The sequence below is a fragment of the Streptosporangium sp. NPDC006930 genome (assembly GCF_040635605.1).
Taxonomy (GTDB): domain Bacteria; phylum Actinomycetota; class Actinomycetes; order Streptosporangiales; family Streptosporangiaceae; genus Streptosporangium.
Map to the genome: position 1 here is coordinate 49,263 of NZ_JBEYID010000019.1, position 25,206 is coordinate 74,468.

The 25,206-nt window shown below is 69.3% G+C and carries 22 protein-coding genes; 17 read left to right on the forward strand and 5 right to left on the reverse strand.

Annotated elements, in window-relative coordinates; translation table 11 throughout:
- Positions 1 to 255: 255 nt before the first annotated feature.
- Positions 256 to 990, forward strand: coding sequence for a hypothetical protein (locus ABZ664_RS28635; protein WP_362516355.1), 735 nt, complete (start codon positions 256 to 258; stop codon positions 988 to 990).
- Positions 991 to 1,155: 165 nt separating this feature from the next.
- Complete coding sequence (locus ABZ664_RS28640; RefSeq protein WP_362516358.1) at positions 1,156 to 2,316, forward strand: acyl-CoA dehydrogenase family protein; 1,161 nt, start codon at positions 1,156 to 1,158, stop codon at positions 2,314 to 2,316.
- Between the two features lie 51 nt (positions 2,317 to 2,367).
- Here the strand turns inward: ABZ664_RS28640 and ABZ664_RS28645 are convergent, their stop codons facing one another.
- The 4 genes from ABZ664_RS28645 to ABZ664_RS28660 form a co-directional block, all read right to left on the reverse strand.
- Positions 2,368 to 3,408 carry a family 2 encapsulin nanocompartment cargo protein polyprenyl transferase gene (locus ABZ664_RS28645; protein WP_362516360.1) on the reverse strand — a complete coding sequence of 347 codons (1,041 nt, stop codon included), beginning with the start codon at positions 3,406 to 3,408 and terminating at the stop codon, positions 2,368 to 2,370.
- Positions 3,409 to 3,465: 57 nt separating this feature from the next.
- Positions 3,466 to 4,815 carry a family 2B encapsulin nanocompartment shell protein gene (locus ABZ664_RS28650; RefSeq protein WP_362516362.1) on the reverse strand — a complete coding sequence of 450 codons (1,350 nt, stop codon included), beginning with the start codon at positions 4,813 to 4,815 and terminating at the stop codon, positions 3,466 to 3,468.
- Positions 4,816 to 5,443: 628 nt separating this feature from the next.
- Complete coding sequence (locus ABZ664_RS28655) at positions 5,444 to 6,637, reverse strand: glycosyltransferase family 4 protein (protein ID WP_362516365.1); 1,194 nt, start codon at positions 6,635 to 6,637, stop codon at positions 5,444 to 5,446.
- Positions 6,634 to 7,428, reverse strand: coding sequence for a sulfotransferase (locus ABZ664_RS28660; protein WP_362516367.1), 795 nt, complete (start codon positions 7,426 to 7,428; stop codon positions 6,634 to 6,636). Before ABZ664_RS28660 ends, ABZ664_RS28655 begins: the two co-directional genes overlap by 4 nt.
- Before the next feature lie 271 nt (positions 7,429 to 7,699).
- Between ABZ664_RS28660 and ABZ664_RS28665 the strand changes: the two genes are divergently transcribed.
- The 3 genes from ABZ664_RS28665 (at position 7,700) to ABZ664_RS28675 (ending at position 10,541) form a co-directional block, all read left to right on the forward strand.
- Positions 7,700 to 8,776 carry a transposase gene (locus tag ABZ664_RS28665; RefSeq protein ID WP_362516370.1) on the forward strand — a complete coding sequence of 359 codons (1,077 nt, stop codon included), beginning with the start codon at positions 7,700 to 7,702 and terminating at the stop codon, positions 8,774 to 8,776.
- 221 nt (positions 8,777 to 8,997) lie between these two features.
- Positions 8,998 to 9,453 (forward strand): hypothetical protein, encoded by a 456-nt coding sequence (locus tag ABZ664_RS28670; protein ID WP_362516373.1) that lies wholly within the window; start codon positions 8,998 to 9,000, stop codon positions 9,451 to 9,453.
- A 221-nt stretch (positions 9,454 to 9,674) separates the two neighbouring features.
- Positions 9,675 to 10,541, forward strand: a complete 867-nt coding sequence (locus tag ABZ664_RS28675; protein ID WP_362516375.1) for an NAD(+)/NADH kinase — start codon at positions 9,675 to 9,677, stop codon at positions 10,539 to 10,541.
- 154 nt (positions 10,542 to 10,695) lie between these two features.
- Here ABZ664_RS28675 and ABZ664_RS28680 read toward each other — a convergent pair whose 3' ends face one another.
- On the reverse strand, positions 10,696 to 11,403 hold the full coding sequence (locus tag ABZ664_RS28680) for a GntR family transcriptional regulator (protein WP_362516377.1): 708 nt from the start codon (positions 11,401 to 11,403) through the stop codon (positions 10,696 to 10,698).
- A gap of 202 nt (positions 11,404 to 11,605) precedes the next feature.
- On the opposite strand from ABZ664_RS28680, the gene ABZ664_RS28685 reads away from it, so the two are divergent.
- From ABZ664_RS28685 to ABZ664_RS28740, 12 genes are all read left to right on the forward strand, one after another.
- Positions 11,606 to 12,406 (forward strand): thiamine pyrophosphate-dependent enzyme, encoded by an 801-nt coding sequence (locus tag ABZ664_RS28685; protein WP_362516379.1) that lies wholly within the window; start codon positions 11,606 to 11,608, stop codon positions 12,404 to 12,406.
- Positions 12,399 to 13,403, forward strand: coding sequence for a transketolase C-terminal domain-containing protein (locus tag ABZ664_RS28690; protein ID WP_362516382.1), 1,005 nt, complete (start codon positions 12,399 to 12,401; stop codon positions 13,401 to 13,403). Before ABZ664_RS28685 ends, ABZ664_RS28690 begins: the two co-directional genes overlap by 8 nt.
- Before the next feature lie 13 nt (positions 13,404 to 13,416).
- The gene (locus tag ABZ664_RS28695) at positions 13,417 to 14,709 is read left to right on the forward strand and encodes a Xaa-Pro peptidase family protein (protein WP_362516384.1); all 1,293 of its coding nucleotides are present in this window, start codon (positions 13,417 to 13,419) and stop codon (positions 14,707 to 14,709) included.
- Between the two features lie 14 nt (positions 14,710 to 14,723).
- Positions 14,724 to 15,602, forward strand: a complete 879-nt coding sequence (locus ABZ664_RS28700) for an NAD(P)-dependent oxidoreductase (protein WP_362516386.1) — start codon at positions 14,724 to 14,726, stop codon at positions 15,600 to 15,602.
- A gap of 458 nt (positions 15,603 to 16,060) precedes the next feature.
- Positions 16,061 to 17,257 carry an ABC transporter substrate-binding protein gene (locus ABZ664_RS28705; RefSeq protein WP_362516388.1) on the forward strand — a complete coding sequence of 399 codons (1,197 nt, stop codon included), beginning with the start codon at positions 16,061 to 16,063 and terminating at the stop codon, positions 17,255 to 17,257.
- Positions 17,258 to 17,336: 79 nt separating this feature from the next.
- Positions 17,337 to 18,233, forward strand: coding sequence for a branched-chain amino acid ABC transporter permease (locus ABZ664_RS28710; protein WP_362516390.1), 897 nt, complete (start codon positions 17,337 to 17,339; stop codon positions 18,231 to 18,233).
- Positions 18,230 to 19,237, forward strand: a complete 1,008-nt coding sequence (locus ABZ664_RS28715; protein ID WP_362516393.1) for a branched-chain amino acid ABC transporter permease — start codon at positions 18,230 to 18,232, stop codon at positions 19,235 to 19,237. Before ABZ664_RS28710 ends, ABZ664_RS28715 begins: the two co-directional genes overlap by 4 nt.
- Positions 19,234 to 20,007: an ABC transporter ATP-binding protein gene (locus tag ABZ664_RS28720; protein WP_362516395.1), complete on the forward strand. Its 774-nt coding sequence runs from the start codon at positions 19,234 to 19,236 to the stop codon at positions 20,005 to 20,007. Before ABZ664_RS28715 ends, ABZ664_RS28720 begins: the two co-directional genes overlap by 4 nt.
- Positions 20,004 to 20,720, forward strand: a complete 717-nt coding sequence (locus tag ABZ664_RS28725) for an ABC transporter ATP-binding protein (RefSeq protein WP_362516398.1) — start codon at positions 20,004 to 20,006, stop codon at positions 20,718 to 20,720. The genes ABZ664_RS28720 and ABZ664_RS28725 overlap by 4 nt, the downstream gene beginning before the upstream one ends.
- A 12-nt stretch (positions 20,721 to 20,732) precedes the next feature.
- On the forward strand, positions 20,733 to 22,223 hold the full coding sequence (locus ABZ664_RS28730; protein WP_362516400.1) for a hypothetical protein: 1,491 nt from the start codon (positions 20,733 to 20,735) through the stop codon (positions 22,221 to 22,223).
- A complete protein-coding gene (locus ABZ664_RS28735) occupies positions 22,220 to 23,842 on the forward strand; it encodes an amidohydrolase (RefSeq protein ID WP_362516402.1) in 1,623 nt (540 codons plus the stop codon). Before ABZ664_RS28730 ends, ABZ664_RS28735 begins: the two co-directional genes overlap by 4 nt.
- Positions 23,839 to 25,185: an amidohydrolase family protein gene (locus ABZ664_RS28740; protein ID WP_362516404.1), complete on the forward strand. Its 1,347-nt coding sequence runs from the start codon at positions 23,839 to 23,841 to the stop codon at positions 25,183 to 25,185. Before ABZ664_RS28735 ends, ABZ664_RS28740 begins: the two co-directional genes overlap by 4 nt.
- The last annotated feature ends 21 nt before the right edge of the window (positions 25,186 to 25,206 follow it).

Genomic DNA, 25,206 nt, shown 5'->3' on the forward strand with positions numbered 1-25,206 from the left:
ACTCGCAGCCCCTTCGTTCCACAGAGAGAATTTCCGACAAATCGGACATAAAAGACTTACTTCAAATAAATTTTCGGTACCCGGCGACCGATGCCTGACCTGGCCATTCCTACCCAGGAACGTTACCTTACGGAGACTTAAACTCCCTTTTTTGGAGATTTTTGGCAACATCACCCGCTTCTGTGTCGTCTTATGGATGCGGGAGCGGTCAACCCTGACCGTCTCCTGAAACGGGGAGAAGAGGAAAGCGTCTTGATGAAACGAATCGCCATCGGCCTGCTGTCGACCGCGGTGGGCAGCTCTCTGCTCCTGTCCGCGGGAACGGCCTCCGCGGAGCGAGTCGCTCTCAGTGTGCGCATCGACAACATCGACCCGAACCCGGTCGTCGTGAAGGGAGACGACGACACAAGGGTCACCATCGAGGTCCGTACCACCGAGGCCACCCGCGTCGAGCTTCGCCTCAGGCCGGTCTCCGACCGGGCCCGTACCCTGGCCGCCCAGGAGCCCAGGCTCCTGCACCAGGGCGACCTGTGGCGCTTCACGACCAGCTTCGACGAGAGCGACTTCGAAGGTCGCTGGGTCGCGATCGCCGACGCGTACGACAAGGACGGCAAGAAGGTGACCGACGAGGTCAACTTCTCCGTCGCGCACGAGAAGGCCGAGAAGGCCGAGACCCGCGTCTACCGGTTCTCCGCGAACCCCGAGCGCGTCCGCAAGGGCCGCTCGGTCTACTTCACCGGCCGTCTCCAGGTCGACGACAGGCGCTGGAAGGGCGTACGCGGCGAGGAGGTGGAGATCTACTTCCGCAAGCGCGGCTCCAGCGCCTGGAAGTACGTGACCTCCGCCGACACGAACTGGCAGGGTACGTTCCGCGCCAAGGCCCGCGCGAGCAAGAGCGGTGACTACCGCGCGATCTTCGACGGCACCGACAAGCTCGAGGAGAGCCGCAGCCGGACCGACGGGGTGCGTGTTTACACCCGCCGCTGGTAGTCCCGCCTGAGACCGCATCGCGGCCGGGCGACACCTGACGGCGACCAACATGAAGGCCCGGGGACATCCCGGGCCTTCATCGTCTCCGGCGTGTTCCGCTTGATGCCCCGGCTTTCGGGCATTCGGCCAAGACAGGGACACGACTACCGGAGGGAAGCCGCGCCGATGACGACCGGTGATTTCTATGACTACTTCGACCTGCTGGAGGAGCACGAGAAGGAGATCGTGCTCCGGGTGCGGGAGTTCATGGCGCGCGAGGTCGCGCCCATCGCGAACGAGGCGTGGACCAACTCCCGCTTTCCCCACGAGCTGGTTCCCGGGTTCGCCAAGCTTGACATCGCGGGCCTGTCCTATCGGGGCGCGCGGAGCCTGCTGACCGGGTTCGTGGTCCTGGAGATGAACCGGGTGGATCCGTCGATGGGCACGTTCTTCGGCGTCCACAACGGTCTCGCGATGGGCAGCGTCGACCGGCTGGGCTCAGAGGAGCAGCGGGAGCGGTGGCTGGCGCCGATGGCGGCGATGGAGAAGATCGGCGCGTTCGCGCTGACGGAACCCGAGGGGGGTTCCGACGTCGCGGCCGGACTGCGCACGACCGCCCGCCGCGAGGGCGACATGTGGGTGCTCAACGGGGCCAAGCGCTGGATCGGCAACGCGACCTTCGCCGACCTGATCGTGGTGTGGGCGAAGGACGAGACCGACGGCGCCGACGGCGCAGTCAAGGGATTCGTGGTCGAGAAGGGTACGCCCGGCTTCGCCGCGACGAAGATCGAGAACAAGATAGCCCTGCGGACGGTCCAGAACGCCGACATCACCCTCACCAACTGCCTGGTGCCGGAGATCAACCGGCTGCAGAAGGCCAACGGCTTCCGCGACACCGGCGCCATCCTGCGGCAGACCCGGGGAGGCGTGGCGTGGCAGGCGGTGGGGTGCATGATGGGCGCCTACGAGCTGGCGCTGGAGTACGCCGGGACGCGCGAGCAGTTCGGGCGGCCGATCGCGGGGTTCCAGCTCGTGCAGGACCTGCTCGTGCGGATGCTGGGCAACATCACCTGCTCGCTGGGCATGGTGGTGCGGCTGGCGCAACTTCAGGACGCGGGCGTCTACCGGGACGAGCACTCGGCGATGGCCAAGGCCTTCTGCACGGCGCGGATGCGCGAGGCCGTGGGGTGGGCGAGGGAGATCCTGGGCGGTAACGGCATCGACCTCGACTACGACGTCGGCCGGTTCGTCGCCGACTCCGAGGCGATCTACTCCTACGAGGGGACGCGGGAGATCAACACCCTGATCGTGGGACGGGCGATCACCGGTATCGGCGCCTTCGTCTGAGGGCTCCACCGAGGAGGCGAACGCGGAGGTGCCCGCCCACCTCCGCACCGTCTAGTGGTCGCGGCGGGTGACGAGACGGGCGAGGGTGGTCAGCTCCGCGGCGGGCCGGGGCAGCGCCCCCACCGCCTCCAGGTGGCGCAGTGCCCGCGCGAGCAGCTCGTCGGCCTCCACCCGCGTCCAGTCGCGCCCGCCCGCGGCCTCGACGAGCGTGGCCGCGTGGACCAGCTCGTCGTCGGAGAGCGACTGCTCCCGGTGGTAGAGCTCCGACAGCTCCCGTCCGGCCGGGGTGCCCGAGGTGAGGGCCGCGACGACCGGGACGGACTTCTTGCGGCTGCGCAGATCCGAGTGGACGGGCTTGCCGGTCGTCGCGGGATCTCCCCAGATGCCGAGCAGGTCGTCGACGAGCTGGAACGCGAGTCCCAGGTCCCTGCCGAAGGCGACGAGGTGCTCGACCTGCTCGGGAGTGCCACCGCCGAACAGGGCGCCGAGCCCGCACGCGCACCCCAGCAGGGCCCCGGTCTTACCGGTCGCCATGCTCAGGCAGTCGGCCGGCCCGACATCCCGGCGATCCTCGAAGGCGACGTCCGCGCTCTGGCCGTCCAGGAGCTCCTGCACGGCGGTGCTGAAGATCCGGGTCGCCTCGGCGGTGGCCGGGTGCCCTCCGGTCGCGAGCACGTCGAAGGCGAGCGTCAGCAGCGCGTCACCGGCCAGGATGGCCGGGCTGACGCCGAAGACCGCCCAGGCCGTGGGGCGGTGGCGGCGGGTCCGGTCACCGTCCATCACGTCGTCGTGCAGCAGGGAGAAGTCGTGCACCAGCTCGACGGCCGCCGCCGGCCGAAGAGCCGAGACGGCGGCCCCCCCGACGGCTTCGGCCGAGAGCAGGGCGAGCGCGGGACGGAGCGCCTTGCCCCCGCCGATCGTGGACGGCCTGCCCTGCTCGTCCCACCAGCCGAACTGGTATCCGGCGATTCGCCGCATCGAGGCGGGCAGCGTGTCGGCCGCCGGGCGCAGGGTCGCCTCGACCATGTCCCGGCTCCAGGCGAGCACCTCACCCGCGGACCGCCCGTTCGTCGACATCTCGATGGTCGTCATCCTTGCTCTCCCTCGCTCAGCGGCCGGTCCGAAGGTGGTGGGTCGCCCGGCCCGTCCTCAGTGGCCGATCTCGACGTCTTCCAGGATGCCGAGCGCGTCGGGCACCAGGACGGCAGCGGAGTAGTAGGCGCTGACCAGGTAGGAGATGATCGCCTTCTCGCTGATGCCCATGAAGCGGACCGAGAGGCTCGGCTGGTATTCGTCGGGGATGCCGGTCTGGTGCAGGCCGATGACCCCCTGGTTGTCCTCGCCGACGCGCATCGCCAGGATCGAGGTGGTGCGGGTGGAGGTGATGGGGATCTTGCTGCAGGAGAAGATGGGGACGCCGCGCCAGGCGGGCACCCCGCTGCCGCCGACGTCGACGCCCTGCGGGTAGAGTCCGCGCGCGTTGCACTCGCGGCCGAAGGCGGCGATGGCGTGCGGGTGGGCGAGGAAGAAGCTCGTGCTCCTGCGACGGCTGAGCAGCTCGTCGAGGTCGTCGGGGGTGGGCGGGCCGCTGCGGGTGTGGATCCGCTGCTTGAGGTCGGCGTTGTGCAGCAGCCCGAACTCGCGGTTGTTGATCAGCTCGTGCTCCTGGCGCTCGCGCAGCACCTCGATCGTGAGCCGGAGCTGCTGCTCGATCTGGTCCATCGGGTCGTTGTAGAGGTCGGCCACCCGGGTGTGCACCCGCAGGACCGTCTGCGCGACGCTCAGCTGGTACTCGCGCGGGGTGAGCTCGTAGTCGACGAACGTGCCCGGCAGGTCGGCCTCTCCCGCGTGCCCGGCGGCCACCTCGACGGCGGCCTCGCCGTACTTGTTCTGTGGCCCGCGCTCGGCCGTCTCCCGCTGCCGTAGGTGGGCCTGGAGCGGCTCCGCCTGCCCGGCCAGCTCAAGGAACGCGTGCCGGGGCAGGACCATCGCCGTGCCGCTGGTGACCGCCTTGGCGGTGAACGGCCACTCGCCCTCGTCACCGACGAGCGCGTCGTCACCGAAGTGGTCGCCCGCCGCGAGCACGGTCAGCACGATCTCGTCACCGTACGGACCCGTGCCGAGCTTGTTGACCTTGCCGTGCGCGATGAGCACGACCTCGTCGGCCGGCTGTCCCGCCTCCACGAGCACGTCGCCGGCCTGGAACTCGCGCTGGACGAACCTGCCCGCCAGCGCGTCGAGGACGTCGGAGTCGTCGAACCCGCGCAGCAGGGGCAGCTCGCACAGCTCGGCCGGGATGACCGCCACCTGCGACCCCGAGCTGGTGAAGCTCACCCGCCCGTCGCCGATCGTGTAGCTCAGCCGCCGGTTGACGCGGTAGGTGCCGCCCGAGACCTGCGTCCAGGGGAGCATCCGCAGCAGCCACCGTGAGGTGATCTCCTGCATCTGGGGAGTCGACTTGGTCGTCGTCGCCAGGTTACGCGCGGCGTCCGTACTCAAACTCAGCTGCGACCGGCCAGCCTCGAACTCCGTCACAACACACCACCGATCCGTACTCGTACTGACAGGGGAGAAAAAAGACATGAAACAGCCAGGGGGAACGCCAATTACCCGCGACAGAAACGGCAGAATCGTTGACCCCCCGATGCGCGGAGCCGGATACGGACCGCCATCGTGGACGCCTCAATATTGGGAGGTCCTTAAATAACCTGTCAAGCATTGAATAGGATCCGGCCAACAATTAACAAAGTCGCCATCGCCAAATGCCCGAAAAACATTGAATGTCTTATTCATCTCGGCGCCACACATACGACGGGCTCCGCGGGCCGGGATGTCCGTCACGGCAGACATGGCATCACGCATCCCCGGCGACCGGCGCCGCGACGCGGAAACCCCCTCGCGTGAAACGGGCCCCGGTCACGTCCTCGCCCCCGGGCGCACCTCGGACAGGCCGACGGCCGATCCCGGACGCCCCTCGGTCGTCCCGGGCACACCGGCGGCCATATCCCGGGCGCCCGAACATGCCGTCGACCTCACACGAAAACGCGACGGCACAGCAAAAAAGGCGGAATATGACTCAGAACGACATTTCCCTTAAAAGCGGAAAGTCGGGCGAAGCCGGTCAGCGTTACCGTTCCGGCGCGCGGTCCAGAAGCTCGGCGAACAGGTTCTCCCAAAGCGGCATGACCACCTCGGGCGTGTAGTCGCGCGCGGTGACGATCGCGGCTGCCCCTATCCGCTCCCGCAGCTCCCGGTCCTCGATGAGCCGGACCATCGCGGCCGCCAGCGCGTCGACGTCCTTGGGGGGGACGAGCAGCCCGTCGACGCCGGGAGTGAGCACGTCGGCCGGGCCGGTCGGGCAGTCGAAGGCGACAACGGGCAGCGCCTGGGCCATCGCCTCGATCATCACCATCGGCAGCCCCTCGAACCGCGAGCTGAGCACGTAGAAGGACGCCTTGGCCAGCTCCTCGTCGAGGCGCTCGGTCCGTCCCATCAAAGTGACGTTGTCACCCAGCGCGTGCTCCTTCAGGAGCTCGCGCAGCTTGTCCTTCTTCGGGCCGGTGCCGTAGATGCGCAACCGCCAGTCGGGGTGGCGGTCGACGACCTGCCGGAACGCGGGGATCAGCAGGTCGAACCCCTTCTGCCCGACGAGCCGCCCGGCCGCGACCACGAGCCTTCCCTCCCGGCCGGCGGGCGGCTGCCGCACCGGGCCGACCGCGTTGGGTATCCGCACGACGGGGGTGTCCGGCAGAAGCTCCTGGTATTCCTTTCTGTCGGTCCCGGTGAGCACGGCCACCGCGTCCAGGCCGCCGTAGTGGCGGGCGATCGCCGACCGGACCGCCTCGGGGTGGGTGGCCAGGTTCATGTGTTCCTGGGCGATCCTGACGACACTCGTGGGAGTGCGCCGGGCGGAGATGAGGTTCAGCGCGGGACGGGTGGTGACCAGGATGCCGTCCTGGAGCGCGGAGACGTACTCGATGACGGCCCGTTCCACGCGCTCGGTGAAGTAGGAGGCCGCGAACTCCCCTGCGGGCACGATCTTGCCGCGGATCCGCCGCCAGGCCTTGCGCCCCACCGAGTCGACGGGCCTGGCCTCCCGCTGGTCCGACAGCGCCAGGAGGCGGACACGCTCGTCGATCGGGAACTGCGGGCTCTCCCTACGGCGCACCACGCTGACGATCTCGACCTCGTGTCCGGCAGCGGCCATCGCGTTCGCCTGGTTGATCACCGTGCGGATCGTTCCACCCATGCCGTACGCGTGCAGAAGCATGTAGCGGATCTTCATCGCACCGGGAGATCCGGGCGCCCCCGGGGCCGTCACGCGGGCTCCGCGGCGCGCGGCAGGTATCCCCAGCTCTCACACATCGGCCTGAGCGGCTCGGGGATCTCCTCCGTCGTCGGCAGCTCGCGCGCGGGCTGTACGCTCCCGGAGCGGATCTTGTCCTTCCAGTCGCCGAGCCCCTTCTCCAGTACGGACTGCTCTCCGTACGTCAGCATCTCCGGTTCCCAGGGAACACCGAGGAAGTCGCAGAGACGGCGCCCCTCGGTCTCGGGGTCGGCGGTCAGGTCCTCGTAGCGCACGGTGCACCCGTTGAGCGCCCCTCGGGCCCGCTGCACGGCCTTCATGTAACGAAGGGCGTCGAGCGCCGCCTCCTCGGGCGTCCTCTTGCCCGCGCCGGCCTCGTACCACGAACTCGCGATGGACGCCGGGTGGCGCAGCAGGAAGACGAACCGGGCGTCCGGCCAGCACGCGGCGATGCGCCGGTACGCGAAGGCGTTGGCCGGAGTCTTGTCCACGACGAACGTCTTGCCGCTTCTGACCAGCTCGCGGTGGAGCACGCGATCCCACAGCAGGTGTTCCAGGTCGGCCCGGTCGTGCCCGAGTGCCCCCATCGCCTTCTCCGCCAGCGAGGTGCCGAACTCCACCCGCAGCCTTCGGACGTGCAGCTCGTGCGGGGCGTGCAGCATGGAGTGGGCGTTGAGCAGGACCCTCAGGAGCGTGGAGCCGGACCGCACCGGCGAGAGGATGAAGATCGGAGCGATCAGCAGCCGGTCGACCTTCGGGTCCGAGGGCGGCCTGAACGACTCCTCCGCCACCGCGGGTGTCCTCACCGCCGCCGGTGGACCAACTTTTCCTACTCGGTTAAGCTGGAATCCGGTTAGCTTGACAAGTGCGTTGTTTGCCTTGCGCTGCCAGTCCATGCCCACGGAGGGTAGCCACCTTTCCTGGCATTTAACTGTGTGTTCACCGAACCTCCCCAGAAGGCCCGGCCTTCAGGCCGGGGAGGAATCGGGAGCAGGAGGGCCACCAAGGCCCGAGCGTGCCCTGACCAGTCAGTCATGAACGAGGCACCAGCATGCATTGAGTGATGTCACTCAATGCATGCTGGTGACGGAGATGCTGAAACTCGCCCCGAGCGCTGAGCAGCGCGAGGCGCTGCTGGCGACGATGCGGGCCTGCAACGCCGCCGCCAACCGCGCCGCCGAGGTGGCGTTCACCCACCACACCGCCAACAAGATCGCCTTACAGAAGCTGGTGTACACCGACCTGCGGCACGAGTTCGGCCTGTCGGCGCAGATGGCCATCCGGTCGATCGCCAAGGCGTGCGAGGCGTACAAGCGCGACAAGAAGATCAAGCCGGTCTTCCGGGATCTGGGTGCGGTCGCCTACGACCAGCGCATCCTGTCGTGGAAAGGCCGCGGCGCGGTCAGCATCCTCACCCTCGCAGGCCGCATCGTCGTCCCCGTCGTTTACCAGGGCCGGTGGCTGAAAACCAGCGGGGCCACCGCGCGGGGACAGGCCGATCTCGTCTACCGCGACGGCATGTCCTACCTCGCGGTCGTGATCGACGTGCCCGAACCAGCGCGGGGTGGCGAGCCCAACGAGTGGCTGGGCGTGGATCTCGGTATCGTCAACCTGGCCACCGACTCCACCGGTCAGGCACACACCGGCAAGGGGGTGCGGGCTGTGCGGCGGCGCAACGCCCGCCTGCGCGCCCGCCTCCAGGCCAAGGGCACCAAGTCCGCCAAGCGCCTCCTCAAGGCGCGCCGCCGTAAAGAGTCCCGGTTCGCCCGGAACACCAACCATGTGATCAGCAAGCATCTGGTCGGCAAAGCCAAAGGCACCCGCTCGGGCATCGCCCTCGAAGACCTCGAAGGCATCCGGGATCGGGTAACGGTTCGTAAGGCTCAGCGTGCCGACCTGCACTCGTGGGCGTTTCACCAGCTCCGTACCTTCGTGACCTACAAGGCCGCCCTCGCGGGCGTGCCCGTGCGTCTGGTCGATCCCTGCAACACCTCCCGCACCCGCCATCGGTGCGGGCACTGCGACAAACGCAACCGTCCCAACCGGGATGACTTCAAGTGCCTCGGCTGCGGGTTCGCCGGCCCCGCCGACCACAACGCTGCGATCAACATCGGTCGCAGGGCAGTGAGTCACGCTGCCGACGACGCGGCCTGACCCGTGCACCCCATGCACGGCGAGGAGCTGCAAGCTCGAACCCTTCAGGGCCGAGAAGTTGACTCAAGACCACCTCTTTGCCCACGGCGCGAAGCCGGTGATTCACGCTCTCCACGCGGGGTAGGGACACGTTCCCACAGCTCATAGGGCATGCAGCCGACAGCGACCGAGCTCCGGCGCACCGCCCCGAGCCCGCCGCCGCCCCGCGAGGAGGAGATCGGGTGACCCACGACGTACGGCCGAAGACGGCCTCCTCCCGAACCTCGCCCGACGCCTCGCCCCGCGTCGAGGCCGACACCGGGACCGGGACCGACACCGAGGTCGACGACGCGACCGCCGAGGCCCTGGGCAAGCTCTCCGAGGCCCTGGAGACGACCGAGAGGGCTCGCGGGCACCTCTACTCCTTCCACCAGCTGACCGGCCACGCCGACCTGCAGCTCGACGAGGCCGTGGAACTGCTGCGCGCCGCGGGCCACCCCGAGATGGCCGACATGGTGACCCGCGAGCTGATCGGCCTCGACGTCATCCCCGACAGGTGGACCTTCCAGATCGTGGAGGAGTACGAGGACGGCTACCACGCCGCCTTCACCGGCGTGGAGAGACGGATCAGAAAGCAGCTCGCCGGCGGGCGCCGCCACCTCCACGAGGCGCGGATGAAGAAACGGCGCCAGGGCTGAGGCTCTCCGCCTCCGCCATGCCCGGAAGCCCACTCCTCGCCGCCGGACCCTTACCTGTACCCGCACTCGTACCTGTGCCCGCAGTCGCCGCAGGACCTGCCGCTCAGGCTCCCGCCCGCACTCGCGCTCTCGCCCGCTCCTCGCCGCCGGATCCCGCTCTCGCGAAGCCCCGGGATTTCCGGCGTACGGATCCGATGGCGGCTCCCCGTACAGTGTGAGGCATGGGGATGGTCAAGACCGTGGGACTGGTTCTGCACCCACAGCGCGATTCGAAGGTGGCCATCGACACGATCGTGGAGTGGGCCCGCGCCCGCGACGTCACGGTGCTCGGGCTGCCCGACGAGGTCGGGCGCATCGACTGCAGCGCCGTCGCGGTCGACGCCCCCACCCTGGTCGACCGCGCCGACCTGCTGGTCAGCCTCGGCGGCGACGGCACGATGCTGCGCACCATGCGGCTCGTCTCGGAGCGCAAGATCCCCGTCCTGGGCGTCAACCTCGGCAGGCTGGGGTTCCTCGCGGAGATCGACGTCGACGAGCTGCCTCCCGCGCTGTCGGCCATCGACAATCACGACTACCGGGTCGAGCCGCGCATGGCGGTGCGGGCGACCCTGCCCGACGGCACGACGATGACCGCGTTCAACGACATCGCCCTGGTGCGGATACCGGGTGACGGGCTCTCCGCGGTGTCGATCACCGTGGAGGGCCACCCCTTCGTGCGCTACGCGGCCGACGCGGTGATCGTGGCCACCCCCACCGGGTCGACCGCCTACAGCTTCTCCGCGGGCGGTCCCATCGTGTCGCCGACGGTCGAGGGGTTCCTGGTGGTTCCCGCCGCCGCGCACTCGTCGTTCAACCGGGCCATCGTGCTGTCGGCCGACGAGCGGGTCGTGCTCGACCTGCTGCCGACGAGCGGGCGGCTCGCCGTGGAGGTGGACGGCGCGGTGGCCGCGCACCTGACACCCGGGGACGCGCTCGGCATCACCGCGATCCGCGCCGCCGCCTGGGTGGTCAGGCTCGGCCCCAAGAGCTTCTACGACCGCGCCCGCCGCAAGCTCCGCGTCAACGGCAGTGCCGAGGTCGACCAGTAGCCGAATCCTGTCGTGGCGGATCCGACGCCTCGGATGGCGATCGTCCCGTCACATGGATCTCACCCGTGCCGGATTGAGGGCCGGATCACCCGTCCGCCGTCTTTCCCGGCGTGATCCCCTCAAGGCATGCGGCCCGCGATGTCTTGTCGCGGCGCTAACGGCGGCTGCGCTCGATGTGCTGGAGCATCACCTCGTGGTGGTGACGGATCGCGGCGCGGGTGGCGTCGTCGTCACCGGCGGTCATCCCGTCCAGGATGGGCTTGTGAATGGCCATCTGAGCGTCGGCGCTGTCCGGTAACAGCCAGTCGGGGATCAGGTCCCTGTTGACCCAGTCGTCGTACTCGTAAGAGATGATCGCGGTGTGGACCGCCTCGTAGATCGAGGTCAGGAACGGGTTGCCGGAGGTCCGGACGACCGCCGCGTGGAAGACCGTGTCGGCGGCGATCCACGCCGACGTGCCGTGGGCCATGCTCTCCTCGAGGCGTTGCAGCGCCGACCTCACCTCGGCGAGGTCGGTTTCGGGGTTTCGCAACCCTTCGGTCGCCCCCAGCGTCTCCAGCCAGAGCCTCAGGTCGACCAGGCGTGACAGGGACTGCCTGTCGAGGTCGAGCATCAGGTTGACGGAGGCGGCCAGGCCCGACTCCGGGCGACGCATCACGTACGCCCCCGAGCCCTGTTTGATCTCGACAAGCCCCATGAGCGACAACGTGCGCAGGGCCTGGCTGACGATCGGCCGACTGGCGCCGAACATCTCCGCGAGGTGGCGTTCCGACGGCAGGCGCGCACCTTCGGCGATGTCCTGGGTGATGATGAGCTGTCGAATCTGCTCGGCGACGTCGTCTGCGAGCCGGCTGGTCGACACGGTTCGGACAGCCCCGAACTCCACAACCTTGCGTGGGCGTGAACCGTTTTCGTGGTCCGCCAGCGCCATGGATTCCTCCAGTTTGACCAAGACGAGGGAGAGCGTACGCCCGCCACGGAACCGCCAGGAAGAGGGCTTGACACGGCATAAGCTCTGTGGTTGTACTAAAGCGGCATAGCCACTTTACCACTAGAGAGCAGACATGGACCAAAAAACCGAGTCACTCGCCGCGTTGGCCGACCGCATCCGGCTTCACGCCGTGCGGATGGTGGCGACGCATGGGCTTGGCTATCTGGGACAGGCGCTGTCGTCGGCCGAGATCCTGGCGACCGTCTACGGCAGGGTGTACCGACCCGAGGTGGACCGCATCGTGATCTCACCGGGCCACTATGTGATCGGAGCGTTCGCGGCGGCGGCCGAGTGCGGCCTGCTCGATCCGGCCGCGCTCGCGACCTACGGTCACGACGGCTCGCGTTTGGAAGCGATCGGCACGGAACGCTCCCCCTCGATCGACCTCACCTGCGGATCGCTGGGGCAGGGCCTGTCCGCCGCGGTCGGCTTCGCGCTCTCCGACCGGCTGCTGGGCCGCACCGACGCCAGGACCGTGGTGCTCGTCAGTGACGGCGAGTTGGAGGAGGGCCAGGTCTGGGAGGCGGCGATGTTCGCCGCCCACCACGGGCTCGGCGGCGTCATCGCGCTCGTCGACGCGAACAACTCCCAGGTGGACGGCCCGGTCGCGGAGATCACCACGATCGAGCCCGTCGCCGACAAGTGGCGCGCGTTCGGGTGGCACGCCCAGGACGTGGACGGCCACGACATCGAGGCGCTGGAGTCCGCGCTCGAGAAGGCCGTCCGGTCCGACCGCCCCGCGGTCGTCATCGCCAGGACCGCCACGACCACCGGCCTGGACTGTCTGCCCAGCACCATCGACGGACACTTCGTCAAGCTCCCCCCGAAGTTGGCCGAGCAGGCCGTCGCCGAACTGGAGGCCCGCCTTGCGTAGACCGCCGTACCCCACAGTCCTGAAACCGTACGGCAGGGCACTGCTGGATCTGGCCCGCATCGACGAGCGGATCGTCTGCCTGTCCGGAGACCTGACCCGTCAGTGCGAGATCGACCTGTTCCGCGACGAGCTGCCGGAACGTTTCATCAACGTCGGCATGGCCGAGGCCAACATGATCGGCATCGCCGGGGCGCTGGCCCGGTCCGGCCACATACCGTTCGTGCACACCTTCGGTGTCTTCGCCACCCGGCGCCCGCTCGACCAGATCGTCAACGCCGTCGCATACCCGAACCTGCCGGTGCGCATCGTCGGCTTCATGCCGGGCATCTCCAGCCCCGGTGGTCCGAGCCACCAGGCCATCGAGGACGTGGCGCTGATGCGTGCGCTGCCCAACCTGACGGTGATCGACGCCGCCGACGCCACGGAGATCCAACAGGTCGTGCCCACGATCCTCGACCATCCGGGCCCGGTCTACCTGCGCCTCAAGCGCGGCGAGATCCCGGTGATCTTCGAGGAGGGGTACGAGTTCTCGATGCACCGCGCCCAGCGGCTGCGGACGGGCTGCGATGCGGTGATCGTCACCAACGGCATGATGCTTCCCGCCGCCATCGTCGCCACCGACATACTCGGCGCCGCCGGGATCGACTGCGGCCTCGTGCACGCCCCCGTGATCAAGCCGCTGGACACCGCCACGGTGGTGGACGCCGCGGCCGGGGTACGCGTGGTCGTGACCGCGGAGAACCACACGATCGTCGGCGGCCTGGGGTCGGCCGTCGCCGAGGCCCTGGCCGAGGCCGGGTCCGGCGCCAGGCTACGCCGGGTCGGCCTGCGGGACACCTTCGCCGAGGGTGCTCTGACCGCCCATCACCTTTTCCAGACCTACGACCTCACCACCCAGTCGATCGTCGACGCGGTGTGGGGTGTGCTCAAACCGGGCGGCCCCGCGCCGGTCGCCCCGACAAGTCCCGCCGCCGTCGGCGAGTACTCACCAGTCTGATACAGGAGGCCCTGTGACCAATTTCTATGCTCCACCGGCGGAGACCGGCTCGATCGCCTCGCTCGGCGCGACCATGGGCGTCGACTGGGAGGAGCGAGTCAATTTCGACCGGCTCCGCAGGGAGCGCTTCGCCAAGGTGCAGAACGCGTTCGCCCGGTCCGACCTGGGCGCGCTTGTTCTGTTCGACATGAACAACATCCGCTACACGACCGGCACGCACATCGGGAACTGGGCGCGCGACAAGCTTTTCCGGTGCGCGCTGGTGATGCGGGACCAGGAGCCGATCCTGTGGGACATCGGTTCGGCCGCGCGCACACACCAGCGGTTCGCGACCTGGTTCGGCAAGGAGAGCTGGCAGGCGGGCCTGTCCAGCTGGCGTGGCTCGATTCCCGAGGAGGTGGGTGTCGAGCGGGGCAACGCGGCCAGGATCGCCCAACTGCTCCGCGACCACGGCCTGGCCGGCGAGCCGATCGGTGTCGACGTGGTCGAGTTGCCGGTGCTGCGCGCCCTGGAGGGCGCCGGTCTCACCATCGTTGACGGGCACTCGTTCATGCAGGACGTCCGCGCGGTCAAGACCCCCGACGAGATCGCCCTGCTGGACCATTCGGCCGGCCTGGTGGACGGGGCCTACGAGGAACTGTTCCGCACCCTGCGGCCGGGCATCCGCGAGAACGACTGCGTGGCGCTGGTCAACCGTTACCTCTACGAACACGGCTCAGAGGAGGTCGAGGCGGTCAACTCCATCTCCGGCGGCCGCTGCAGCCCACACCCGCACGTGTTCTCCGACCGCCTGATCCGGCCCGGCGACACCGCGTACTTCGACATCATCCACTCTTTCAACGGCTACCGGACCTGCTACTACCGGACGTTCAACGTCGGAGGGGCCAGCCTGGCCCAGGTGGAGGCGTACCGGCGGGCCCGGGAGTTCATGGACAACGCGATCGCCGAGATCCGTCCCGGCGCGACCTCGGCCGACGTGGTCCGGCACTTCCCGGCCGCTCAGGAGTTCGGGTACGCCAACGAGGAGGAGGCGTTCGGGCTCCAGTACTGCCACGGGCTCGGCCTGTCCAACTGGGAGCGGCCGCTGATGAGCCGATACCACTCCTTCGAGCATCCGGTGACGTTGCAGGAAGGCATGGTCTTCGCGATCGAGACCTACTGGCCGACGCCGGACGGCAGCGCCGCCGCGCGCATCGAGGAGGAGGTCGTGGTGACCGCGGACGGCTGCCAGTTGCTCACCCGATTCCCGGCCGACCAACTGTACGTGACGGGCATCCGGTATACGCGAGGCGCCGACCTACTGTGAGCGGAGAAGAAAAGATGACAGAGATCGGCTGGATCGGCGCTGGACGGATGGGCACGGCGATGGCCGGCCGCCTGCTGGACGCCCACCTCCCGGTGCGGGTCTGGAACCGTACGCGGGCCAAGGCGGAGGCGCTGGTGCCACGCGGCGCGACGGTCGCCGACGAGGTGTCCGACCTGGGCGGTTGTGATGTCGTGTTCATCATGGTCTCGACCTCGGACGACCTGCACGAGGTATTGCGCCGCCTCTACGCGGGAACAGCCCTGCCGGGCACGGTAGTCGACTGCTCGACCGTCTCCGCGGAGGCGTCGGCCGAAGCGCGCGCCGAGTCGGTCGCGCGCGGCGTGCGTTTCGTGGCCTCCCCGGTGAGCGGGAACCCGCATGTGGTCGCCGCCGGGGACGCGCGCCTGGTGGCGTCGGGCGACCGGGAGAGCTTCGACCTGGTCCGGCCATTGCTGGAGACGATCGGCCAGAGCGCGGTCTACGCCGGTCCGGGAGAGGTGAGCCGGCTGGTCAAGGTCTGCCACAACCTCTACCTGGGGATGATGGTCGAGTCCCTGGTGGAGGTGGTGACGCTGGCCGAGAAGGGCGGCGTGGACAGGGCCGCGTTCCTGGAGTTCCTCGGCGGCACCGTGCTCGGCTCCGAGTGGGTCCGTCACCGCACACCCGACCTGCTGGAACGGGACTGGCGTCCGACCTTCACGACCGCGCTGCTGCGCAAGGACTTCGATCTCGGCCTCGGCGCCGCCCGGGCCCACGAGGTGCCGATGCCGGTGGCGAGCCTGGTGCACCAGATCATCCAGGCCGCGATCGGGCAGGGCCACCGCGACGACGACTTCCTGTCCATGTACGACGTGCAGGCGGCCAACGCCGGTCTGCGGCCCGACTCCACGTGAGCGCTGCGATTCCGGTGGACGTGTCGACCGGAACATTCGTCGCGGGCTAGCGGGTCGAGGCGGCCGATCACGTCCCGGTGACCACCCCGGCGACGGCCGAGGCCATCGCCGGGGTCGCCGGCGGCACGGTCGGGGACATGCTCGCGGCAGTCGTCGCGGCGCACGCGACGGGTGGCCCCGGGCCGGCGTCGAGGCGTTCCTCGAACCCGGATACGTGGCCGTCGACGGTAGCTACGGCTTGGTAACGAGCCGTTGGCGACCTTGACACCAGGGGCGGACCATCCGCTTAAATTGGCTAAGCCACATGGCCACTAGGGCACTTTGAAGCGACATAATTACCCAAACCGGTATTTACCCGAAGATAAATAGGCACCAAAGTCAGGCATCGTTACGGGCGTGGCCACCGGCTCCGACCGTAGGAGGGAACCGGCCGTGCCACAGCACAGGGAGCTAACGACATGACAGGCAGAGGGGCCGCATCGGGGATCGCCGCGCTCGCGCTCGCGCTCGCCCTGACCGGTTGCGGCGGCAGCACCGTCGCGGGCGGCGAGAGTGCCGAATCAACCGGCACGAGCGACTCGATCAAGATCGGGTTCATGGTGCCGAAGTCCGGCATCTACGCCTCGATCGGCACCGACCTCGATCGAGCGATGCAGATCTACCTCGACAAGAACAACGGCGAACTGGGTGGCCGCAAGGTCGACCTGGTCACGGTCGACGAGGGCAGCACCCCGCAGACCGGCACGGCCGCCGCCCGGCGGCTCGTGCAGCAGGAGCAGGTGAGCGTCGTCACCGGCATCGTCAACAGCGCCACGGCCGTCGGCGTGGCCACGGTCTTCTCCGACGCGAAGATCCCGGTCGTCTCCACCGGCCAGGTCGCCGACAACCCGTTCTGGTGGCGGGTCGGCTGGACCAATCCGATGATGAACAAATCCATCGTGGACTACCTCGTGGCCCAGGCGAAGGACAAGCCCGCCTACCTGATCGGCGCGGACTACAAGCAGGGCCGCGACATCATCGACGACGTCAAGGCCGGCCTGGAGGCCGGCGGAGTCGAGGTCGTCGGCACCACGTTCACCCCGTTCGGCAACACCCAGGACTACCAGCCATATCTGTCGGAGATCAAGAAGAGCAAGGCCGGCACGGTGTACGCGTTCTACGCCGGCGCCGAGGCCGCCAAGTTCGTGACCCAGTACGGCCAGTTCGGTCTCAAGGACCAGGCGACGCTCTACGGTAACCAGGCGCTGACCGAGGGCAACCTCGCCGCGCAGGGCTCGGCCGCCGCCGGCGTGCTGACGAACTCGATCTACAGCCCGGGCATCGACACCCCGGTCAACAAGGAGTTCGTCGACGCGTACGTGGCCAAGTTCGACGCGCGGCCGTCCGTCTACTCCGAGGCCCAGTACGCCTCGGCCGCGGTGCTGGACAAGGCGATCGCGTCGATCGGCGACGGCGCGATCACCGGAGACGCCGTCAACGCGGCGCTGGGCAAGGTGGGTGATGTCGAAACGCCGCGCGGGACCTGGCGCTTCGACACCTTCCAGGCACCCAGCCAGACCATCTACCTGCGGCGGGCCACCGACACCGACGGTGTCATGAGCGACGAGGTGCTCGAGGTCCTGGGCGTCTACTCCAGCGACGGCAAGAAGTCCTGAAAAGCCCGCGGGCGGCGCGTCCCGACAGGACGCGCCGCCCGCCACAGGCATCAATGAGGCATCCATTGAAGGGAGGAACGTGTCCGTAGTAACGCAATGGTTCGACGCCAACCTCATCACGGTGATCAACGGACTGGCGTACGGGCTACTGCTCTACACGCTGGCCGTCGGTCTGTCGCTCGTGTTCGGCATGCTCAACCTGTTGAACCTGGCGCACGGCACGCTTTTCCTCGCCGGCGCCTATGTCGCCGCCGTGGTGGTGGCACCGAGCGGCGCGTGGCTGTCGTGGGTGCTGGCGCTCAGCATCGCGCTGGTCGTCGGCGCACTGGCCGGGGTCGGGCTCACCACGATGACCCGGCTGCTGACCCGCCGCGGCCACATGGCGGAGGCACTGCTCACACTCGGCATCTCGCTGGCCGGGTCCAGCCTGCTGTTGTGGATCTTCGGCGCGGATGTGCGCTCGGTTCCGGCACCGGCAGGCCTGGACGGCAGCGTCACGATCCTCGGCAACCCCTACCCGGTCTACCGGCTGGTGCTGATCGGCTTCGGGCTGCTCATCGCCCTGCTGGCCGAGGTGATCCTGGAGCGCACGATGATGGGCGCCGTCGTGCGGGCCATCGTCGCCGACGCCGACATCGTCAGCACGCTCGGCATCGACACCCGGAAGATCCTTTACGGCGTGCTGGCCGCCGGCTCCGCACTCGCCGTGGTGGCCGGTGTCCTCGGCGGCCCGATGCTCGGCGCCGCTCCCGGACTCGACGGCCATGTCCTGTTGATCGCCTTGGTCGTGGTGGTCATCGGCGGGATGGGCTCGGCTCGCGGCGCGCTGATCGGCGGCCTGCTGATCGGTCAGGTGCAGACCCTCGGCACGGCCCTCGCGCCGGAGGTCGCCCCGTTTCTCATATTCGGCGCGATGGCGCTGGTCCTGGTCGTGCGGCCGCACGGCCTCCTTGGCCGAGCGGAGGCGACCACATGAACATCCTCGAACGTCCGGCCACGGGCGCGCTCGTCCCACCGATGCTCGTCCCGCCACTGCTCGTGCTGGCCGCCGCCGCGCCACCGTTCCTGCTCGGCCCGTACGCGGTGTCCACCCTCACCCAGATCCTGGCCTTCTCCCTCATGGTGATGAGCATCGTCCTGCTCATGGGCATCGCCGGAGTGCCGACCATCGGGCAGGCCGGCTTCTTCGGCGTCGGCGGCTACGTGACCGCCCTGCTGGCCGGCCACCTGACCACCAGCGCACCCACGCTGCTGGTGATCTCGGCGGTGGCCGGGGCGCTGGTCGCCGCCGCCACCGGCTGGCTGCTCGTCCGGGTGAGGGGCACGTACGTGCTGATGCTGACGCTGGCCATCGGCGAGTTGCTCGCGCTGGTGGCCATCGCGCGGGTCAGCCTCACCGGCGGCTCCGACGGCCTCGCGAACATCCCGGCACTGACACTGCTGCCCGGCGTCGTGCTGCGGCACATCGCCGTCGTCTACTGGTACATCGCCGGAGCCGTGCTCATCATGGCGGCCCTCATCGCGCTGCTGATCCGCTCGCCGTTCGGCCGGGCGCTACGCGGCGTGCGCGACAACGAACCGCGGATGCGCGCGCTCGGCTACAGCACCGCCCTCTACAAGTACGCCGCGTTCACCGTGAGCGGCGCGTTCGCCGGCGTGGCCGGGTCGTTGTGGGTGACCCAGACGTTGTTCATCTCCCCGTCCGACATGAGCTTCCACACCTCGGCGCTGGCACTGCTCGCGCTGATCGTCGGCGGGTCGCAAAGCCTCTGGGGCGCGGTGGCCGGCTCCGCATTGATCATCGTCGCGCAGAACATGCTGCCGATCTCCATGCAGGGCCTCGGCCCCGTCGTCCTCGGCGTGGTGCTCGTGGTGGTGGTCTACACGCTGCCGGACGGCTTCGCCGGAATCCGCAACCCGCTGCGCCGTCGCCCGCCCGCGACCGCGACCGCCGAGCCGCCACGGAAGGAGCGGGTATGACCGCCGCACTACGGCTGGATGGCCTGACCCGGGCGTACGGCGCGCTGCGCGCGGTCGACGACGTGACGCTGACGGTCCGCGCCGGGGCCCGGCACGCGCTGATCGGACCCAACGGCGCCGGGAAGTCCACGATGTTCAAGCTGCTCTCCGGCGAGGTCCGCCCGACCGACGGCCGGATCCGCTACTTCGACGACGACGTCACCCGCTACTCCCAGCCGCGCCGGGTCCGGATGGGGATCGCCCAGACCTACCAGCACTCCAGCGTCTTCATGTCGCTCACGGTCGCCGAGAACGTCGCGCTCGCCGCCCAGCGGGTGCAGGGCATCGGCACCGTGTGGTGGCGCGGCGCCGTCCGGTACGCGGACCGGACCGCCGCCACCGGGGAATGTCTCACCGCGGTGGGCCTGGCCGAGCGGAGCGATGACCTCGTGTCATCGTTGTCCCACGGCGAGCGCCGTCAGCTGGAGCTGGCCCTGGCGCTCGCCTCCAAGCCCCGCCTGCTGCTGCTCGACGAGCCCACGGCCGGTATGTCGGCGACCGAGTCGGACGCCTTCGTCCAGCTGGTCAAGACGCTTCCCGGCGACCTGACGGTGATCGTGGTCGAGCACGACCTCGACGTCGTGTTCAGCCTGGCGACCGACATCTCCGTACTGCACCACGGCAAGCTCCTGGCCACCGGCACACCGGCCGAGGTGTCGGCGGACCCGGCCGTCCAGGAGGCGTATCTGTCCTGGTCGGCGACCGACGACGACCTGAAGGAGACCCCGTGAGCCCGCTACTGGAGGTACGCGATCTGCGCGCCGGATACGACGGGAGCGTGGTGCTGCAGGGCGTCGACGTGACCATCGAAGAAGGCACCGTGCTGGCGGTGCTCGGCAGGAACGGGGTCGGCAAGTCGACGCTGGTCATGTCGGTGATCGGGCTCGTACGGGCGTACTCGGGCAGTGTCGTGTTCGCCGGGCGGGAGCTGACCCGCGAGCGGACCGACAGGATCGCCTCGACCGGCATCGCGCTGGTGCCCCAGGGGCGGCGGGTGTTCAGCCCGCTGACGGTCGAGGAGAACCTGCGCATCGCCATACGCCGCAACCGGCCGGGGCCCTGGACGCTGGAGCGGCTCTACGAACTGCTGCCACGGCTGCGGGAACGGCGGGGCAACCGCGGCGACCAGCTCTCCGGCGGCGAGCAGCAGATGCTCGCGATCGGCCGGGCACTGCTGACCAACCCGCGCCTGCTGTTGCTCGACGAGCCGTCCGACGGGCTCTCCCCGATGGTGGTGCGGCAGGTCGCCGACGTCGTCCGCGCGTTGCGCGAGGACGGCATCACCGTCCTGCTCGTCGAACAGAACGTGCGATTGGCACTCGAACTCGCCGACAACGTCGCGGTGATGGTCAAGGGCGAGATCGCCTGGCACACCGACCCCGCCGGCTTCCACGGCGACCGCGAACGCGTCCGCGCGCTGATGAGCGTGGCCGGTCCACAGTAGAGGGGATGAACGTTGACCACGAAGGACTATGGGTGGGACGAACAGCGCCGGCTCTTCGTCCATCCGCAGAGCACACCGTACGTGAGCGGACCGCGGCCCCTGCCGCAGAGCCTGGATCACCTGGAGGACCGCGAGTACACCTCCAACATGACCGTCGAGGCCCGCTGGCCCACGGTCGTCAGGCTTACCCACACCTGGCAGAACGTCGTCGACATGGGCGGCCGACGCTACATGTTCCACTACTACCGACAGGCTCTCAACGTCTACGACATCACCGACCCGACGGCCCGCGACCTGGTGCTCGAAAAGCGGTACGGCCCCGGGAACGGCGAGTTCGGGGCGGCGGCCATCGCCTACAACAAGGAGCGGGACGCCTGGATCCTGGTGCAGTGCTTCGAGGTGCCGCGCACCTACGGGCCCGACTCCAACAAGTACGCCGACCCCGCCGTGCTGCCCCGGCTGATGGCGGCGCCCGGATTCCGCGGCTTCCGGGTCTACGAGCTGACCAGCCCCACCGACTGGAAGCTGCTCGCCGAGGTGCCGACCGGCCCGGTCGACCCGGCCACCGGGATCCATCAGGGTTCCGGCGGAGTGGACACGCCCGCCTACGACGGCGGCCGTTACATGTTCATCGCCGCCGCCCCCGACGACACGTTCATCAACCAGGAGTTCGCCACCTACCCGTACACACCCGCACAGCTCGTGTACGACATGGAGGATCCGGCGCACCCGAAGCTCCTGTCCACCTGGTGGGTGCCCGGCCAGCGGGCGGGTGAGACCGGCGCCTACGAGTCGTGGAGCAGGCACGGCAACCGGACCTCGTGGATCGGCGCGCGGGTGCCCATGTCGGTGCCGGTGCCCCTGGAGCAGGGCGGCCGGTACGGCTACGCGGTCATGGGCGGCCTCGGGCTGTACGTGCTCGACCTCGCGGACCCGCGCCGCCCACTGGTCAGCGGCCATCTCGACCTGCCGCACAGCTGGGCCGGCATCGAAGGCGACGTGGTGGACACGAGCCGGGTGACCAGCCACGGCGTCGTGTTCGTCAACGGCGGCCCGATGAACGAGGACGGGTACGAGCCGTACAAGGACATCTACGTGATCGACGTCAAAGACCCGGCGAATCCGCACATCGTGGCGACGTTCCCCCGGCCGGTTCCGCCGGCCGGAGCGCCCTACCAGGACTTCGTGTTCCGGCGGGGCAAGTTCGGTCCCAAACGCTTCGGCTCCAACGCCCACCCCGGGACGGCCGACCCCAACCTCACGCTGTACTCCTTCGGCAACGCGGGTGTTCAGATGTTCGACCTCACAGACGTCCGCCGACCGGCCCTGGCAGGGTACTTCGTGCCGAAGATGACCGACGAGCTGGGCGACCCGCGCTCCTATCTCGTGCCGACCGAGAGCATCTTCGTGGAGTGGGACCGCCGCCTGGTCTGGGCCTTCACGAACTCCGGCATGTACCTGCTGACCAGCCCGCTGCTGGGCGAGCCGAGGATCGCCCGATGACGGCCGATCTCATCCTGGTCGACGGCGACATCACCACCAGCGCGGGCGGGCGGCGGGTGAGTGGCCTCGCCGTACGCGCCGGGCGGGTGCTCGCGGCCGGGAGCACCGACGAGATCCGCCGGTACGCCGACTCCGACACCCGGGTCGTGGACCTGGGAGGCCGCTGCGTGATCCCCGGCCTGGTCGACAACCACATCCACTTCGTGCGGGCCGGGCTCACCTGGAACTCGGAGCTGCGCTGGGAACGCTGCCCCAGCCTCGCCGCCGGTCTGCGGACCATCGCCGAGGCGGCTGGCACCCGGACGCCGGGCGAGTGGGTGCTGGTGATCGGCGGCTGGCACGAACGCCAGTTCCCGGAAGGACGCGGACCGAATCTCGCCGAACTGGACGAGGTCTCGCCGGATCGCCCCGTCTTCGTGCAGATGATGTACGACTGGGCCCAGGTCAACACCGCGGGAATGCGCGCCGCCGGTCTCACCGCCGAGACCGCCCGCGCGGCCGGAGCGCACCTGTTCGAGTGGGACGGCCAAGGCCGGCCGACCGGCCGGGTGCTGGGCATGGAGGGCTGCAAATGGCTCTACGCCCGGCTGCCCAAGGAGACACTGGAAGCCCAGATCGCCTCGACCGCCCGGCTCTCCCGCGACCTCAACCGCTTCGCGGTGACCGCGCTGATCGACGGCGGCGGCGTGAACACCGGCCCGGACGTCTACGAGGCCGTGTACGAGGTGGACCGGCGCGGTGACCTGACCGTGCGGACGTTCCTGACCGTGCACGCGTCGGCGCGTGGGCGCGAGGCCGAGGAGATCGCCGGATACCTGCGCTACGGTCGCCCCCGGCACGGCAGCGGAACGCTCCGGCTGCTCGGCTTCGGCGAGGTCGTGCTGTACGGCCTGCACGACCGGGTGCACACCCGGGTCGACGTGACCGACGCCGACCGGGCCGAACTGATCCGCGTCTTCACCGACCTGGCGGCCGGTGGCTGGCCGGTACAGATGCACGCGCACCGGCCGGAGGTGATCGAGACCGTCATCGCGGCCTGCGAGGAGGTGAACGCCCGCCATCCGCTGGCACCGCTGCGGTGGGGCATCGTGCACGGCGAGATGATCAATTCGGCGCAGGTGGGACGCATCCGCGCACTCGGACTCGGCGTCCTCACCCAGAGCCTGCTGCGTTTCCTCGGCGACCAGGTGGTGGGCGCGTTCGGCGCCGACCGGGTCCGCGACGCGCCCCCGCTGCGCGCCCTGCTCGACGCCGGGGTTCCGGTCAGCGCAGGCACCGACGCGATGCGCGGCGCCTCCTACGACCCGTTCACCTCGCTGCACTTCTACCTGACCGGCCGCACCATCGGTGGCGACCGGATCGTCGCCGACGAGAACCTGCTCGACCGCGACGAGGCACTGCGCCTCTATACGCGCGGCAGCGCCTGGAACTGCTTCGCCGAGCACGAGATCGGCGCGCTGGAACCGGGCTTCCGCGCCGACCTCGCGGTGCTCTCCGACGACTACTTCACCGTCGACCTGAACAAGATCCTTACACTGGAGTCGGAGCTGACCCTGCTCGGCGGCCGGCCCGTGCACGCGAGCGGCGAACTGGCCGCAGTCCTGGAGGAGGGCCGATGAGCCGACTGCTGATCCGCGGTGGCCACGTGGTGACCATGGACCCGGCGCTGGGCGACGTCGACGGCGATGTCCTCGTGGTCGACGGGCGGATCGCCGAGATCGGTCCCGACCTGTCCGCCGCGGACGCGGAGATCCTCGACGCGACCGGCACCGTCGTGCTTCCCGGCTTCGTCGACACCCACCGTCACACCTACCAGTCGCTGGTCCGCGGCCTGCTGCCGAGCTGCACGCTCGGGGAGTTCATGGGGACCATCTTCAACAGCGTGGCCCCGGCCTACACCCCCGAGCTGATGCGGCTGGGCAACTACGTCGGCGCCCTCGACGCGCTCGACGCCGGCATCACGACCATGGTCGACTGGTCGCCGAGCGAGACCCCGGACCACGCCGACGGAGCGATCGAGGGCCTGCGGCAGGCCGGCATCCGGGCGATGTACGCACACGGCATGCCGGCCGGCGGCCAGTGGTGGTACCGCAGCGAGCTCAACCACCCGGCCGACGCCCGCCGGATCAGAGCCGAGCACTTCCCCTCCGACGACGGCCTGCTCACGATGGCGCTCGCGCTCCGCCAGCCCGGCAACGTCGTCGACGAGGTCGCCGTAAACGACTGGAACCTCTCGCGTGACCTCGGCGTCCGCGTCTCGGTGCACACCGCGATGCGCTCAGGCGGCGCGACCGGCCACCCGATCCGCTCCCTGCACCGGCTCGGCCTGCTCGGCGAGAACACCACGTTCATCCACTGCACGACCAGCACCGACGACGAAATCGCGATGATCGCCGACTCCGGAGGCACGGTCTCGATCGCGCCGTACGTCGAACTGGTGATGGGCCACGGCCTGCCGCGGATCACCGCGATGCTCGCGCACGGCGTGGCCCCCACGCTCAGCATCGACACGGTCACCACCTCGCCCGGCGACATGTTCACCCAGCTGCGGATGGCACTCGCCCTTGGCCGCGCCGAGGCGTTGCCCGAGAACCCGGAGGATCCTTTCACCCCGACGCTCACCCACCGCGATGTCCTGCGGCTGGCCACCCTCGACGGTGCCCGAGCCTGCGGCCTCGGCGACCGAACCGGCACCCTCACCCCGGGCAAGGCGGCTGACGTCCTCCTCGTCCGAGCCGACTCGATCCGTACCCTCCCCCTGCGGGACCCGGCGGCCACGGTGGTCTCCTCGGCCGACCGGGCCGACGTCGACACGGTGCTCGTCGCCGGCGTGATCCGCAAGCGCGGCGGCATCCTGGTCGGCGTCGACCTGCCCCGCCTCCGCGCCGAGGCGATCGCCGCCCACGAGGACATCCTGACCCGAGCCGGACTCGAGACAGGAGATCGAGCCGCAGGGGCGTAGCCGCGGTGAGGCACCGGCCGC

Coding starts and splice junctions, on each gene's coding strand:
- ABZ664_RS28720 (WP_362516395.1), top strand. CDS start 19,234: ATGACCGCCGCACTACGGCTGGATGGCCTGACCCGGGCGTACGGCGCG.
- ABZ664_RS28685 (WP_362516379.1), top strand. CDS start 11,606: ATGGACCAAAAAACCGAGTCACTCGCCGCGTTGGCCGACCGCATCCGG.
- ABZ664_RS28705 (WP_362516388.1), top strand. CDS start 16,061: ATGACAGGCAGAGGGGCCGCATCGGGGATCGCCGCGCTCGCGCTCGCG.
- ABZ664_RS28700 (WP_362516386.1), top strand. CDS start 14,724: ATGACAGAGATCGGCTGGATCGGCGCTGGACGGATGGGCACGGCGATG.
- ABZ664_RS28635 (WP_362516355.1), top strand. CDS start 256: ATGAAACGAATCGCCATCGGCCTGCTGTCGACCGCGGTGGGCAGCTCT.
- ABZ664_RS28735 (WP_362516402.1), top strand. CDS start 22,220: ATGACGGCCGATCTCATCCTGGTCGACGGCGACATCACCACCAGCGCG.
- ABZ664_RS28645 (WP_362516360.1), bottom strand. CDS start 3,408: ATGACGACCATCGAGATGTCGACGAACGGGCGGTCCGCGGGTGAGGTG.
- ABZ664_RS28715 (WP_362516393.1), top strand. CDS start 18,230: ATGAACATCCTCGAACGTCCGGCCACGGGCGCGCTCGTCCCACCGATG.
- ABZ664_RS28675 (WP_362516375.1), top strand. CDS start 9,675: ATGGGGATGGTCAAGACCGTGGGACTGGTTCTGCACCCACAGCGCGAT.
- ABZ664_RS28640 (WP_362516358.1), top strand. CDS start 1,156: ATGACGACCGGTGATTTCTATGACTACTTCGACCTGCTGGAGGAGCAC.
- ABZ664_RS28665 (WP_362516370.1), top strand. CDS start 7,700: ATGCTGGTGACGGAGATGCTGAAACTCGCCCCGAGCGCTGAGCAGCGC.
- ABZ664_RS28740 (WP_362516404.1), top strand. CDS start 23,839: ATGAGCCGACTGCTGATCCGCGGTGGCCACGTGGTGACCATGGACCCG.